The sequence below is a fragment of the Pseudomonas morbosilactucae genome (genome assembly GCF_023241665.1).
In the GTDB taxonomy this organism is placed as follows: domain Bacteria; phylum Pseudomonadota; class Gammaproteobacteria; order Pseudomonadales; family Pseudomonadaceae; genus Aquipseudomonas; species Aquipseudomonas morbosilactucae.
The window spans coordinates 33,973-47,405 of the sequence record NZ_JALQCX010000018.1 but is presented as its reverse complement, the minus strand read 5'-3'; the positions used below and the strand labels follow the sequence as shown (position 1 = coordinate 47,405).

Annotated in this window: 12 protein-coding genes; 5 read left to right on the top strand and 7 right to left on the bottom strand. The window is 63.3% G+C overall.

Features of this window, described 5'->3' with window-relative positions; all coding sequences use genetic code 11:
* Window positions 1–144: 144 nt before the first annotated feature.
* The 3 genes from hemL to M1B35_RS11245 are packed head-to-tail and all read right to left on the bottom strand — an operon-like array spanning window position 145 to window position 2,885.
* A complete protein-coding gene (gene hemL / locus M1B35_RS11255) occupies window positions 145–1,428 on the bottom strand; it encodes a glutamate-1-semialdehyde 2,1-aminomutase (RefSeq protein WP_268261962.1) in 1,284 nt (427 codons plus the stop codon).
* A gap of 17 nt (window positions 1,429–1,445) precedes the next feature.
* Window positions 1,446–2,069 carry a thiamine phosphate synthase gene (gene thiE, locus M1B35_RS11250; RefSeq protein WP_123334715.1) on the bottom strand — a complete coding sequence of 208 codons (624 nt, stop codon included), beginning with the start codon at window positions 2,067–2,069 and terminating at the stop codon, window positions 1,446–1,448.
* A gap of 18 nt (window positions 2,070–2,087) precedes the next feature.
* Window positions 2,088–2,885 carry a hydroxymethylpyrimidine/phosphomethylpyrimidine kinase gene (locus tag M1B35_RS11245; RefSeq protein ID WP_123334717.1) on the bottom strand — a complete coding sequence of 266 codons (798 nt, stop codon included), beginning with the start codon at window positions 2,883–2,885 and terminating at the stop codon, window positions 2,088–2,090.
* Window positions 2,886–3,176: 291 nt separating this feature from the next.
* Here M1B35_RS11245 and M1B35_RS11240 point away from each other — a divergent pair, with 291 nt between their 5' ends.
* The 4 genes from M1B35_RS11240 to M1B35_RS11225 all read left to right on the top strand — a co-directional run bounded on the left by M1B35_RS11240 (window position 3,177) and on the right by M1B35_RS11225 (window position 9,565).
* Window positions 3,177–5,561, top strand: a complete 2,385-nt coding sequence (locus M1B35_RS11240) for a hybrid sensor histidine kinase/response regulator (protein ID WP_268261961.1) — start codon at window positions 3,177–3,179, stop codon at window positions 5,559–5,561.
* Window positions 5,562–5,636: 75 nt separating this feature from the next.
* Entirely contained in the window at window positions 5,637–7,286 is a 1,650-nt protein-coding gene (locus M1B35_RS11235) for an acyl-CoA dehydrogenase family protein (protein ID WP_123334721.1), read from the top strand.
* Between the two features lie 98 nt (window positions 7,287–7,384).
* The gene (gene amn, locus M1B35_RS11230; RefSeq protein ID WP_185039325.1) at window positions 7,385–8,857 is read left to right on the top strand and encodes an AMP nucleosidase; all 1,473 of its coding nucleotides are present in this window, start codon (window positions 7,385–7,387) and stop codon (window positions 8,855–8,857) included.
* Window positions 8,858–8,998: 141 nt separating this feature from the next.
* A complete protein-coding gene (locus M1B35_RS11225; RefSeq protein ID WP_268261995.1) occupies window positions 8,999–9,565 on the top strand; it encodes a pseudouridine synthase in 567 nt (188 codons plus the stop codon).
* Here M1B35_RS11225 and M1B35_RS11220 read toward each other — a convergent pair.
* Both M1B35_RS11220 and M1B35_RS11215 read right to left on the bottom strand, forming a co-directional pair.
* Window positions 9,560–9,769: a DUF2788 domain-containing protein gene (locus tag M1B35_RS11220; RefSeq protein ID WP_003228500.1), complete on the bottom strand. Its 210-nt coding sequence runs from the start codon at window positions 9,767–9,769 to the stop codon at window positions 9,560–9,562. The two genes, M1B35_RS11225 and M1B35_RS11220, sit on opposite strands and share 6 nt — an antisense overlap.
* A 217-nt stretch (window positions 9,770–9,986) precedes the next feature.
* Entirely contained in the window at window positions 9,987–10,466 is a 480-nt protein-coding gene (locus M1B35_RS11215) for an Lrp/AsnC family transcriptional regulator (RefSeq protein WP_123334727.1), read from the bottom strand.
* A gap of 413 nt (window positions 10,467–10,879) precedes the next feature.
* Between M1B35_RS11215 and M1B35_RS11210 the strand changes: the two genes are divergently transcribed.
* Window positions 10,880–12,028, top strand: coding sequence for a DUF6515 family protein (locus M1B35_RS11210; RefSeq protein ID WP_268261960.1), 1,149 nt, complete (start codon window positions 10,880–10,882; stop codon window positions 12,026–12,028).
* Here M1B35_RS11210 and M1B35_RS11205 read toward each other — a convergent pair.
* Window positions 12,022–12,918 carry a cation diffusion facilitator family transporter gene (locus M1B35_RS11205; RefSeq protein WP_123334730.1) on the bottom strand — a complete coding sequence of 299 codons (897 nt, stop codon included), beginning with the start codon at window positions 12,916–12,918 and terminating at the stop codon, window positions 12,022–12,024. The two genes, M1B35_RS11210 and M1B35_RS11205, sit on opposite strands and share 7 nt — an antisense overlap.
* A gap of 25 nt (window positions 12,919–12,943) precedes the next feature.
* Window positions 12,944–13,363 (bottom strand): polyribonucleotide nucleotidyltransferase, encoded by a 420-nt coding sequence (locus tag M1B35_RS11200; RefSeq protein ID WP_123334732.1) that lies wholly within the window; start codon window positions 13,361–13,363, stop codon window positions 12,944–12,946.
* Between the last annotated feature and the right edge of the window lie 70 nt (window positions 13,364–13,433).

Below are 13,433 nucleotides of genomic sequence, written 5' to 3'. Positions count from 1 at the left end.
CCTTACAAAGTCTTTACTCGTTTTTCTGCTGCGTGGGCGCTATATCCGCCGCTTTCCGGGGATTTGGCGCTGCTCGGGCAGAAAAAGTTCGAATGAGAAGGTTATAGCTGACGCCGACCAAGGCCGGCGCCAGTGGCCAGGCCGTTATTTCAGGGCGGCGAACGCGCGCTCGGCAGCGTCCAGTGTCAATTGCAGCTCGGCGTCGCCATGGGCAATCGAGGTGAAGCCCGCCTCAAAGGCGCTTGGCGCCAGGTACACGCCGCCCTCGAGCATCAGGTGGAAGAAGCGCTTGAACAGGTTGGCATCGCTGGCCATCACATCGTCGAAGGTGACGATGTCGTCGGCGCCGCTGAAGTACAGGCCGAACATGCCCCCGGCCTGGGTGGTGACGAAGGGAATGCCCGCGGCATCGGCGCGTTCCTGCAGGCCGGCGAGCAGGCGGCTGGTGTAGTCGCTCAACTCGTCGTGGAAGCCTGGGCGACTGATCAGGCGCAGGGTGGTCAGGCCAGCGGCCATGGCCAGCGGGTTACCCGACAGGGTGCCGGCCTGGTAGACCGGGCCCAGTGGCGCGATGTGCTCCATGATCTTGCGCTTGCCGCCGAAGCAGCCCACCGGCATGCCGCCGCCGATGATCTTGCCGAAGGTGCTCAGGTCCGGGGTCACGCCGTAGTAGGCCTGGGCGCCACCCAGGGCGACGCGGAAACCCGTCATCACTTCGTCGAAAATCAGCACCACGCCATGTTGGTCGCACAGGCGGCGCAGGCCGTCGAGGAAGCCCGGTGCGGGCGGCACACAGTTCATGTTGCCGGCCACGGGCTCGACGATGATGCAGGCCACTTCCCGGCCGACTTCACCGAGCATCTTCTCCACCGCATCGATGTCGTTGAACGGCAGGGTCAGGGTGTGTTTGGCGAACGCTGCAGGAACCCCAGCGGAGCTGGGAACGCCCTGGGTCAGCGCGCCAGAGCCGGCTTTGACCAGCAGGCTGTCAGAGTGGCCGTGGTAGCAGCCTTCGAATTTGATGATGCTGTCGCGACCAGTGAAACCGCGGGCCAGGCGAATGGCGCTCATGGTGGCCTCGGTGCCGGAGCTGACCATGCGTACCATTTCCATGGACGGCACGATCGAGCAGACCAGGTCGGCCATTTCAGTTTCCATGGCGGTCGGTGCGCCATAGGACAGGCCGTGTTCCAGCTGTTTGCGTACTGCGTCCAGCACGTCAGGGTGGCTGTGGCCGAGGATCATCGGGCCCCAGGAACCGACGTAGTCGACGTAGCGCTTGTCGTCTTCATCGGTGACATAGGCGCCTTCGGCGTGCTTGAAGAACAACGGCGTGCCGCCAACGCTCTTGAACGCCCGCACAGGCGAGTTGACGCCGCCGGGGATGTGTTTCTGGGCATTGGCAAACAGGGTTTCGGAACGAGACATGATCGGGCTCTCAGGCATCAGCTATTGAATAGGGCGTTGAAGGCGCGGGCGCGGCGCGTCACTTCCTGGGCGTTTTCGGCGCCGAACAAACCATGGACCACCGCCAGCAGGTCGGCACCATGGGCCACCAGGGGCGCGGCGTTTTCCAGGGTGATGCCGCCAATCACGCAGATCGGCAGGTGCAGGCTGGCGCGGGCCTGGTCCAGCAGTTCAAGGCTGGCGCTCGGCGCTCCGGGCTTGGTGTTGGAATTGAAAAAGCGACCGAAGGCGACATAGCTGGCGCCTTCCTTGGCGGCCTGCTCGGCCAGGGACAATTGCGCGTGGCACGTGGAACCGATGATGGCGGTGCGGCCCAGCAGGGCTCGCGCGGGTGTCAGCGGGCCGTCGGTCTGGCCCAGGTGCACGCCGGCGCCGATACGGGCTGCCAGTTCTGCATCGTCATTGATGATCAAGCGGGTCTTGTAGCGTTCGCACAGGGTGTGCAGCGCTTCGGCTTCTCGCAGGCGACGGGCTTCGTCCGTGCTCTTGTCGCGGTATTGCAGCAGCGTCACGCCGCCTTCCAGCGCCGCCTCCACATACTGCAGAAACTTGCCGGCCAACAGTTGGCTGTCGGTAATGGCGTACAGACCACGTAGTTTCATCGAGCAGGCCTCATGGTGTTACGAACAGAAGTCCAGTGGCAGGCGGCGGGGCACGAACTGGCCTTTGCCCAGCTGTTCGGCGTCACGCAGGGTGCGCCAGGTGTAATCGAGGGCCGACTTTACGGCACTGGCCAGGTTCTCGCCTTGTGCCAGGCGCCCGGCCAGGGCGCTGGCCAGGGTGCAGCCGGAGCCGTGATAGCTGCCTGGCAAGCGTTGGCAGGTGTAGGTTTCGCGACGGCCATCGCGGCTGTAGAGGCGATTGTGCACTTCATGTTCGTCGCCATGGCCGCCGGTGATCAGCAGGTGCTTGACGAACGGCAGGAGTTTTTCAGCGCACTGGTCCGCAGTGCCCTCGGGCAGTTCGGCCAGGATGCGTGCTTCCGGAAGGTTCGGCGTGGCGATGGTGGCCAGCGGCAGGAGGCGCTCGCGCATGGCGTAACCCACCTCGTCCTTGCCCAGTCGACCGCCGCCGCCGGCACGCAGCACCGGGTCGCAGACCAGTGGCAGGTGCGGGTGGGCCTGGAGCAGCTCGACCACGGTGTCGACCATTTCCAGGGAGCCGAGCATGCCCAGCTTGACCGCCGCCACCTCGGAATCGTTGAGCACGGCATTGGCCTGGGCCAATACCCACTCGCGATCCAGGACGCGGAAATCGCTGACGTTGACCGTGTCTTGCACGGTCAGGGCGGTGACTGCCGGAGCGGCATGGCAACCCTGAGCGAGCAGGGCTTCGATATCTGCCTGCAAGCCGGCGCCACCACTTGGGTCGTGGCCGGAGAGACAGAGGACAACGGGGCGAGAGCTATAGATATTCATGGTGCGCGAGCTTACCACCAAACGTTTTTTTTTCGCGGCTGTCGGCACGCGATTGGGCGATGCCGGTCGAGGGGCATAATCCCCTTCAGTGACGCGGCCGCTCTAGCTCAATGGATGACGCTGAAACGCTTGTTCTAGAGCCTTTAAACTAAAACTTTCAATGGTGCTCAATGGCCATCAGCGGCTATGCTAGAGTGGATCCAAACCAATAACAGGTAATGCCGGTTTTACGTCGACTCAAAGGAAATGGGGGGCTTCCTGACACAACCGGACAGGCCACGCTGGGGCTTTATGCGCTATTTGCTGATGTTGCTGTTGAGCTTGCCGATGTTGGCCAGCGCAGTCGAATTCGACGAGTTTACTGAAAACCTGCCTCTGGGCCGGGTGATGCAGGTCTACGAAGACGTGGGCGGCACGGCGACCATCGCCGAGGTCAGTTCCCAGGCGTTGGCCGGCCATTTCAAACCCCATGACCAGGCGACCCTCAACGCCGGTTACTCGCACTCGGCGTTCTGGCTGAAGATCGACCTTGAGTACCGCCCCGGCAACCCCAATGCACAGCGTTCCTGGCTGCTGGAGCTGGCTTATCCGCCGCTGGACCACCTTGACCTTTACGTGCCCGACCCTTCTGGCGGTTTCCGCTTGGCTGGCCGTACCGGCGACGCCTTGCCCTTCGACAGTCGGCAGATTCGCCAGAACAACTACCTGTTCAACCTGAATTTTGTCCCCTATCAGCAGCAGACGCTGTTCCTGCGCCTGGCCAGCGAAGGGTCGATCCAGGCCCCGGTGACGCTCTGGTCCAGCACCGCCTACCTCGAAGCGCAACCGGTGCGCCTGTATGTGCTGGGGCTGATTTACGGCGTGCTGCTGGGGATGCTGGTCTACAACCTGTTCATCTACCTCAGCGTGCGCGACACCAGCTACCTCTATTACATCGTCTACATCGCCTCCTTCGGTCTCTACCAGGTGTCGGTCAACGGCGCTGCCGTCGAGTATTTCTGGCCCAACAACCCCTGGTGGGCCAATGCCGCGACGCCGCTGTTCATCGGCGCCGCGTCGTTCTTTGGCAGCCAGTTCGCCCGTCGCTTCCTGCAGACCTCCAGCCACAGCCCCTGGGTCGATCGGCTGTTGCTGCTGTTGATGGCTTGCAGCGCATTGGTCATGGCCCTGTCGCTGATGACCAGCTACGCCCTGGCTTTGCGCCTGGCCACGGCCCTGGCGCTGATCTTCACCGTGGTGATCTTTATTTCCGGCATCGTCGCCTGGTGCCGCGGGCTGCGGGTGGCGCGGTATTTCATCATTGCCTGGTCGGCGTTCCTGTTTGGTGGCGTGGTCAACACCTTGATGGTGCTCGGCTACCTGCCCAATGTGTTCCTGACCATGTACGCCAGCCAGATCGGCTCGGCGATTGAGGTGGCGCTGTTGTCCCTGGCCCTGGCCGACCGCATCAACGCGATGCGCGAGCAGCAGGCCCAGACCCTGTTCGACGCCGGGCAGAAGCTGGAAGTGCTCAACCAGCAACTGGCCCACAGCAATCGGCTCAAGGACGAGTTCCTGGCCACCTTGACCCACGAGTTGCGCACGCCGATGAACGGCGTCATCGGTTCCCTGGAATTGATGCAGACCCTCGACCTCGATCCCGAACTGGAGCAGTACCAGCAGACCGCTGCCGGTTCGGCCCGGGACATGATGCGCATGGTCAACGGCATCCTCACCCTGACCGAGTTGCAGGCCGGCAAGCTTAGTGCCCAGTCTGAGTGGTTCAGCCTGCGCGGGCTGCTGGATGCGCTGCAGGTGCAGTTCTGTGCCAATGCGGCTGCCAAGTCCCTGGGCTTTGATGTCGACCTGGCCGAGGGAGTGCCGGATCGTTTGCAGGGCGATCGCAACAAGATCAATCAATGCCTGGAGTGCCTGCTGGACAACGCGATCAAGTTCACGCGGGTCGGCGGTGTGGTGTTGCGTATCAGTGCCAAGCCGGCGGGCCAGGGACGGGTGGCGCTGTGCTTTGCGGTGATCGACACCGGCATCGGTTTTGTCGGTCTGGACGAGGCGACGCTGTATCAGCGCTTTTTCCAACTCGATGGTTCGATGACTCGCGAATACGGCGGGCTCGGTGTGGGCCTGGCGATCTGTCGGCAATTGGTGGAGTTGCTGGGTGGGCATTTGACCCACGAGTCCGAACCAGGGCGTGGCAGCTGCTTCCGCCTGGAAGTCGAGCTGGGTGGCGAATGGGTACCGTTGTTACCGGCCTCAGGGGCCCCGCGTTCGCAATCCCGGCGGGCACCCCAGGACTGCACGGTGCTGCTGGTGGACGACGACAGCATCAACCAACTGGTGGTGCGGGGCATGTTGCTCAAGCTCGGTTATCGGGTGCGCACCGCTGACGCATTGGGCGGCGCTCTGGAGCTGTTGCGCGAGCAGCCGGTGGACGCGGTGCTGCTGGATTGCCAGGTGTCGGTGCTGGCGGCCCAGACCTTCCGCAACCAGGCCAGGTCCCTGCCGGGGTGCGCTGGGTTGCCCGTGTTGCTGGCGCTGGCCACGCCCCTGGGTGGTGAGCGCAGCCAGGCCGATAGCGGTGCTGAATGCCTGGCCAAGCCGGTTAAATTCGAGGAGCTGCAGGCCGTGCTGTTCACCCAAGTGCTGTGCTCGGAACAGGGTGAAAGCGCCGGGGTTTAGGCGTGTATGACGCTTTTTTCAGCGGGGCGTGGGTGCTTAACTTGGGGTCTTGGCACACCCTGAAGGAGCCCCGCGATGAACTTCCATCAGTTCGCTGAAACCCACGAAGTTACCAATCAGCCGCCACCGCTGGACGGCGCCAACCTCTACCGAATCGACGTGCCTCTGCAAGAGTGGGCTCGGCGTTTCGGCGCGGGCTGGGCCGAGTCGCGGATCGATGCCTACGGTGCCCTGGCCGGCGGTCCCTTGATGGCGGCGGGGTTTCTGGCCAATCAAAACAAGCCGGAGTTTGTCAGCCACGACCGCTATGGGCATCGCCTCGACCTGGTGGAGTTCCACCCGGCTTACCACCAGCTGATGGGCACGGCGGTGGAGCATGGTTTGCACTCGCTGCCTTGGGCTCACCCCCAATCCGGTGCCCACGTGGCTCGCGCGGCCATGACCTACCTGCATAGCCAGGCGGAGGCAGGAACAGGTTGCCCACTGACCATGACCTTTGCCTGTGTGCCAGCCTTGCAGTTGCAGCCCGAGATCGCTGGGCAGTGGTTGCCCAAGGTGCTGGCCACCGAATACGACCCGCGCAATGTCGGCATGGCACACAAGGCAGGCGTGACCATCGGCATGGCCATGACCGAGAAACAGGGCGGTACCGATGTGCGGGCCAACACCACCCGGGCCTATCCAGTGGGCGCCGCCGGGCCGGGCCAGGCCTATGAGCTGGTAGGCCATAAATGGTTCTGCTCGGCGCCGATGTGCGATGCCTTCCTTACTTTGGCCCAGACCGACAAGGGCTTGACCTGTTTCTTGCTGCCCCGGCATCGCCCCGACGACAGCCGTAACCAGTTCTACATCCAGCGCCTGAAGAACAAGCTCGGCAACTGCTCCAACGCTTCCAGCGAAGTGGAGTTTCGCGGGGCTCTGGCGTGGATGCTGGGGGAGGAGGGGCGTGGGGTGCCGACCATTATTGAAATGGTCGCCATGACCCGTTTCGATTGCATGGTCGGCTCCAGCGCGTTGATGCGCCAAGCGCTGACTCAGGCCAGCCATCACTGCGCCCATCGCACGGTAGGCGGCCGACTGCTCAGCGAACAGCCGCTGATGCAGAACGTGCTAGCCGACCTGGCCCTGGAAAGCGAAGCCGCGCTGGCCCTGAGCCTGCGCATGGGGCGCGCCCTGGACCATCAGGATGATCCTCAGGAAGCCCGTTTTGCCCGGCTGGTGACGGCGGTGGGCAAGTATTGGATCTGCAAGCGTGCCCCGGCAATGATCAACGAAGCGGCTGAATGCATGGGCGGTGCCGGTTACGTCGAGGAAAGCATTCTGCCGCGCCTGTACCGCGAAGCGCCGGTCAACTCGACCTGGGAAGGCTCCGGCAACGTGCAGTGCCTGGATGTGCTGCGTGCCCTGTCAAAAGAGCCGGGGGTGCTCGATGCGTTGTTCACCGAGTTGGGGGATGGCCACGGTGACCGGCGTCTGGCCAGCCACATCGAAGGGCTCAAGGCGGCCTTCAAGGACACCGGGGATATTCAGTATCGTGCTCGCCAACTGACCGAAGACATCGCCCTGGCCCTGCAGGCCAAGTTGCTGCTGGAGGCCGGCAATGCCGCGGTCAGCGATGGCTTTATCGCCAGTCGCCTGGGCGCGGCCGGGCGGGTTTACGGTGGGCTGCCGCGAGGAGTGGAGGCGGCGGCGATTGTCGCTCGCTCCAGCGTGCAAGGGTTCTGATCCGATGGGCGCCGATTTGCCGGCGCCTGCGGCGAATCCGCTGTTTCCGTGGGACGGCGATGCAGGCAAGATGAGCGCCTGCAAGATCAGAACACAGGATGCTTACCGTGACCGAAGCTTTTATTGTCGTTCAAACCGCCGAGCAAGCCGTGGACCGGCTGGCCGCGTTGCATGAGCGGGCCACCACGGCGCTGAGCCAGGCCCTCAAGCGCTACCTCAAGGATCGGGTGGAACCGGATGCCGAGCAGCGCGCGCTGTTTCGCTACCCCGAGTTGCGCCTGACCTACCTCTGCCAGGGTGAAGTCCCACAGACCACCCGGGCCTATGCCAAGGTGCAGTTGCCGGGCACCTACAGCGTAACCGTCACTCACCCCGCGGCGTTTCGTAAGTACCTGCTGGAGCAGTTGGTGCCTTTGATGCACGACTTCACGGTGACCGTGGAAGTGGGCGTCAGCGAGCAGAACATTCCTTACCCTTACGTGGTGGAGCAGGGCGATGAACTGGCCGGCTCCGGCGTGACTGCTGCCGTGCTGGCCCGGGTATTCCCTAGCACTGACCTGTCGGCCGCCACCGACGGCATCGCCGATGGCCTGTACGACTGGGAAAATACCGACCCACTGCCGCTGGCACTGTTCGATGCGGCGCGGGTGGATTTCTCTCTGCGGCGCCTGGTGCACTACACCGGCAGTGACTGGCGCCATGTGCAGCCGTGGATCCTGCTGACCAACTATCACCGCTACGTCGATCAGTTCATCACCCATGGCCTGGAGCAATTGCGCAGCGACCCGCGTTTTGTGCGCATGGTTCTGCCGGGCAACGTGATCATCGAGAAAAACATGGACCACGGTGAGGCCTCGGCCATCGCCGCCGGTGTGGTCTGGCACCGTTATCAGATGCCGGCCTATCACCTGCAGGCCAGCGACGGCCACGGCGTGACCCTGGTCAATATCGGCGTCGGCCCGTCCAATGCCAAGAACATCACCGACCACCTGGCGGTGCTGCGTCCGCACTGCTGGCTGATGATTGGTCACTGTGGCGGCCTGCGGCAGTCGCAGACCATTGGCGACTATGTACTGGCTCACGCCTACATGCGCCGCGACGGCATTCTCGATCGGGTGGTGCCGCCGAACATCCCGATCCCGGCCCTGGCCGAGGTGCAGATGGCCCTGCAACAGGCGGCGGCGAACGTGACCGGGGAGAAGGGCGACGATCTGAAGAAGCGCTTGCGCACCGGCACCGTGTTGACCTACGACGACCGTAACTGGGAATTGCGCTGGGCCCAGGAACGGCCGCTGATCAACTTGTCGCGCGCCGTGGCGGTAGATATGGAAAGCGGCACCATCGCGGCCCAGGGCTATCGCCTGCGAGTGCCTTACGGCACCTTGCTGTGTGTCTCGGACAAGCCGCTGCACAGTGAAATCAAGCTGCCGGGTTCGGCCAACGCCTTCTATGAGCGTGCGGTCAGCCAGCACTTGAAGATCGGTATCGAGGCGGTAGACCTGCTGCGTACCGAGCTCAACTCCCTGCATTCGCGCAAACTGCGCAGCTTCGACGAACCGCCGTTCCGCTGATTGCGGGATGGTTATTTGGCGTTCGGGCCACTAGGATAAGTGGCCCTGAACGTTAGATTTCCCTTCGCCATGTCCCGTCCTCTGCGTCCCCCTTCTCGCCGCCCCGGCGTGAAGCCTGCGTCTTCCTCCGCTCCCCGCCGCATCGCCAAGGCGCCGCCGGCCGAGCCGAAGCTGATCCTGTTCAACAAGCCGTTTGATGTGCTGACCCAGTTCAGCGACGGTGAAGGGCGGGCGACCCTCAAGGATTTCATCGCCATCCCCGGCATCTACCCGGCAGGCCGCCTGGATCGGGACAGCGAAGGTTTGCTGCTGCTGACCAATGACGGCCAGCTGCAGGCGCGGATCGCTGACCCCAAGCACAAGCTGGCCAAGACCTATTGGGTGCAAGTCGAGGGTGAGCCCAGTGCCGAGCAGTTGCAGCGCTTGCGTGATGGTGTTGAGTTGAATGACGGCATGACCTTGCCGGCTGAGGCGCGTCAACTCGATGAGCCCGAGCTGTGGCCGCGCAACCCGCCGGTGCGTTTTCGCAAGAGTGTGCCCACCCACTGGCTGGAACTGGTGATTCGCGAGGGGCGCAACCGTCAGGTGCGGCGCATGACCGCCGCGGTGGGGTTGCCGACCCTGCGTCTGGTGCGTGTGCGCATCGGTGACTGGACCCTTGAGGGGCTCGATGAGGGCCAGTGGAAGGAAGTGCCGGCGCGCCTATAGGGCGCCCGACTCGATCAGGCCGATCACCACGCTCTTGATGATGAAGGCGGCCACACCGAGGCCAAGGACGAAGAACAGGATGAAGGAACCAAAGCGCCCGGCTTTGGATTTCTTCGCCAGGTCCCAGACGATGAAACCCATGAAAATGATCAGGATGCTGACCAGTCCGGTCATCATCCACTCTTCGAATACGGCAGGATCCATCGACTTTCTCCAGCGCAGGCAGGGCAAAAAAGGCGGGGCGAGTATACGCCAAGGGATACTGGCCAAGCATTGATCTGCGTGCGTTACGTCGCCACAGCCCACACCTCGTGCCCGGCTTATATAGGCGCTGGCTCGCCAGCGATAGCGCCCACCGGGTCAACGCCACTCTGAAGGGCCTCTTCGCCGGCAAGCTGGCTACAGGGGGAGGTGGTCAGGATTAGCTGCGCAGGTGGGTCAGGGGCAGTTCCGTGCTGTTCAGTACTTGGTTGAGCACGAAACTGGAGCGCACGCTGGTCACGCCTTCGATGCGGGTCAAGTGGCCCAGCAGCAGTTTTTGGTAGTGGTCCATGTCTGGCACCAGCACTTTGAGCTGATAGTCGGCGTCCATTCCGGTCACCAGGCTGCACTCCAGGACCTGGGGCAGGTTGCGGATCGCCGCTTCGAAGTTCTCGAAACGCTCCGGCGTGTGCCGATCCATGCCGATCAGCACGTAGGCGGTCAGGCTCAGGCCGAGCATCTTGCGGTCCAGCAGTGCGACCTGGCGGCTGATGTACCCGTCGTCTTCCAGTTGCTTGACCCGGCGCGAACAGGGGGACGGCGACAGGCCGATGCGCTCGGCCAGTTCCTGGTTGGAGATGCGCGCGTCGCGTTGCAATTCCGCCAAAATACTTAGGTCGTAGCGGTCGAGTTTGCTCATCGTTCGGGCCTTTGTCTTAAATATTGCGACAGATTATCTATCTAGGGTTAAAAATTGCGCAAGTAGTGTTTTATTGAGCAATATTCGCAATCCGCTGTCGGCCCCATAGGCCTATTCTTATCACCAGAATCACTGCCCGGACACAGAGTCCAATGCGGCCCGCCGAATCAGGCCTGCCGCGGTCGCCAACCCCACAGGGTTGAGTCGGCCCCCGGGCTACACACTGTCCAGAAGACGGCGTGAGGTGAGCCGGCGTCAAAAGCGTCGAGCACGGACAAAATCTCAAGGGGCGGCCGACGGGTCGCCCTTTTTTATTGCCTGCGAAATAAGTTGCGCGACTGATAATCTGTCGCCGAACGCGCCTGTGCTTTTCCAGTCTTATGTTCAGGCCCCCATCCGCAGTGAGGAATAGCATGAAATCGCGCATCTGGCGTTTGGCAGGTGTTGGTTTGCTGTGTGCAAGTGTGACGACCCAGCTCCTGGCAGAAGAGCATGATGAGGGCCAGCAACGGCCTCCCCACGGCGGTAATAACAATGCGGGGCAGCGTGGCCCCGAAGCGCGTCCGGCACCGAGCCAGCCGCGGGCGGAAAACAATCAACAGCGCCCTGACAACAGCCAGCGTCGCCCGGAAGGCAACCCGGGCCGCGGTGAGCAGAACCCGGGCCGTAATGAGGCGGCGCAGGGCCGTTCCCAGAACAATGCGCCGCGTCCACAGAATGAAATCATTCGGGGCGACAACAGCCAGAAGTTCGAACACAACGGCCAGAACGCCGGTGGCCAGTGGCAAAACCGTCAGCAGCAAGATCGCCCCCAGCAAGACCCGAATGGCCAGGGCCGCCCAGTGTCGCAGCCGGGCAATAACCTGCCGATCCAGGGGCGCCCCGACACCGTTCGGCAGACCCAGGAACCGCAACGGGGCTACTACCAGGACATTCCACGGCGCAACGACGGCAATCAGCATTGGCAAGCGGGCGGCCCAGGGGCGCGTCCGAGCAACGATCAGCGCTGGCCGGGTCGTCCGGATGGCCGTGGCAATGGTTGGGGCCCCGGCCCGCAACACCGGCCGGGTTACGTGGTCGATCGGTTTCCGGATCGCAACTTTCGTGTGCCTTACCGTGGGCGCGACTATTTCTTCTCCGGTGGCTATTGGTACCAGCCCCAGGGTCCGCGTTATGTCGTGGTACGGCCGCCCTACGGGATCCGCGTGGGCTACCTGCCGGACTATGCCCGTGAAGTATGGATCGGCAGCGCGCTGTTCTTCCTCGCCGCCGGCGCCTACTACACCTACGAAGCCAATACCCGAGAATATGTAGTGGTCGAGCCGCCGGTGGCGCAGCCGCAACCGGTCAACAGCGGGTATGACGTGGTGGCCTACCCCATCAACGGCCAGCCCCCGCAACAGGTCGATCAGGATCGCTACGATTGCTATCGCTGGGCAGTGCAGCAAAGCGGCTTCGACCCGGCGGCAATGACCTACCCGCCAGCGCCCCAAGTGGTGCAGACCTACCGTCAGGCCCAGGGCAATTGCCTGAGTTCGCGCGGCTACCAGGTCACTTACTGAGCCCGGGCGGCCTCAACCACTTCTTGCGGGTCGGCGTGCACCAGCACTTCGGCCCGTGGGTAGGCGGTGTGAATGGCGTCGGCAGCTTGATCGCTGATGCTGTGGGCCACCGATAGGCTCAGTTCCCCCGGCAATTCCAGGTGCAGTTGCACGAACCAGTGATTGCCGGAAATGCGCGTGCGCAAATCGTGGGCCCCCAACACTCCGGGCACACTGCAGGCCAGTTCCAGCATGTGCTGGCTGACGTCTGGCGGCAGTTCCTCATCCATCAACACGGCAACGCTTTCGCGGGCAATCTGCAGGGCGCTCCAGAGGATGTAGACGGCAATCGCCAAACCGAACCAGGCGTCCAGTTGTTGCCAGCCGAAGCTCGCCAGCACCAGTGCGACCAGGATGCTGGCATTGAGCAGCAGATCGGAGCGGTAGTGCAGCGAGTCGGCGCGCACGGCGGTGGAACCGGTTTCGCGGATCACCCGGTGCTGCACCATCAGCAACGCCACGGTCAGCGCCAGTGACAGCAGCATTACGCCGATGCCGATCCAGGGCGCCCCGAGAGGCTCGGGGTTTTTCAGGCGTTCAACGGCCTGGAAGGCAATCAGCACTGCACTGACGGCAATGAACAGGGCCTGGGCCATGCCCGACAGGGATTCCGCCTTGCCGTGGCCGTAACGATGGTCGTCATCGGCCGGGCGCAGGGCGTAGTGCACAGCCAGCAGGTTGAGAAAGGAGGCCGCGCCATCCAGCAGCGAGTCGGTCAGCCCGGCCAGCAGGCTGACCGAACCGCTTAGCCACCAGGCGATGGCCTTGCTGACGATCAGGATGCTCGCCACCGCCAGCGAGGCCCGGGTGGCCAGGCGTAACAGGCGGGCGTGTTCCGGGCTGCTGCTCATGCGCGAGGTTCCTTCAGCGGTGCATTCAGGCAGAAGGTTTCAGGCCGTACAGCGCCAGTTGCTGCACGCTGCCTTTGTGCTGGATCAGACGTGGGTCATCCAGGGGAAAGCTGCCGCCCAGTTCGCTTTCGAGGATCGCCTGCAACTTGCGGTTGTCGACCTTGCCGTCGGCGCCGATGGCTTGCTGGAGTTTTTCCGGGGCGATCTGTGCGGTCTTGCCCGGCTCCAGGTAGATCGCGCCGGTGGCGAAGTCGATGCCGAAGGCGATCAACCCGGGAATCACGTAGAACAGCAGGCCCACGGCGTCCAGGGCCACCACCACCGGGTCGAGCTTGCCTTCGATCTGGCCGCGCCGATCCGGGAAGAAGATCGAACCGCAGGCCGTGACCTGGGTCAGCAGGCTGGCGACCAGGACGCCACCAATGACACGGAAGGGAATACGCATGGAAATCTCCTGAGCAAGCACGTGATGAAAGGTCGATAAAGCGTTGTCGGTTTGAGGTCAGACCGTGATT

Bases quoted from the DNA above. Each gene is read 5' to 3' on its own strand.
- hemL (WP_268261962.1), bottom strand. From the start codon at position 1,428: ATGTCTCGTTCCGAAACCCTGTTTGCCAATGCCCAGAAACACATCCCC.
- thiE (WP_123334715.1), bottom strand. From the start codon at position 2,069: ATGAAACTACGTGGTCTGTACGCCATTACCGACAGCCAACTGTTGGCC.
- M1B35_RS11245 (WP_123334717.1), bottom strand. From the start codon at position 2,885: ATGAATATCTATAGCTCTCGCCCCGTTGTCCTCTGTCTCTCCGGCCAC.
- M1B35_RS11240 (WP_268261961.1), top strand. From the start codon at position 3,177: ATGCGCTATTTGCTGATGTTGCTGTTGAGCTTGCCGATGTTGGCCAGC.
- M1B35_RS11235 (WP_123334721.1), top strand. From the start codon at position 5,637: ATGAACTTCCATCAGTTCGCTGAAACCCACGAAGTTACCAATCAGCCG.
- amn (WP_185039325.1), top strand. From the start codon at position 7,385: ATGCTTACCGTGACCGAAGCTTTTATTGTCGTTCAAACCGCCGAGCAA.
- M1B35_RS11220 (WP_003228500.1), bottom strand. From the start codon at position 9,769: ATGGATCCTGCCGTATTCGAAGAGTGGATGATGACCGGACTGGTCAGC.
- M1B35_RS11215 (WP_123334727.1), bottom strand. From the start codon at position 10,466: ATGAGCAAACTCGACCGCTACGACCTAAGTATTTTGGCGGAATTGCAA.
- M1B35_RS11210 (WP_268261960.1), top strand. From the start codon at position 10,880: ATGAAATCGCGCATCTGGCGTTTGGCAGGTGTTGGTTTGCTGTGTGCA.
- M1B35_RS11205 (WP_123334730.1), bottom strand. From the start codon at position 12,918: ATGAGCAGCAGCCCGGAACACGCCCGCCTGTTACGCCTGGCCACCCGG.
- M1B35_RS11200 (WP_123334732.1), bottom strand. From the start codon at position 13,363: ATGCGTATTCCCTTCCGTGTCATTGGTGGCGTCCTGGTCGCCAGCCTG.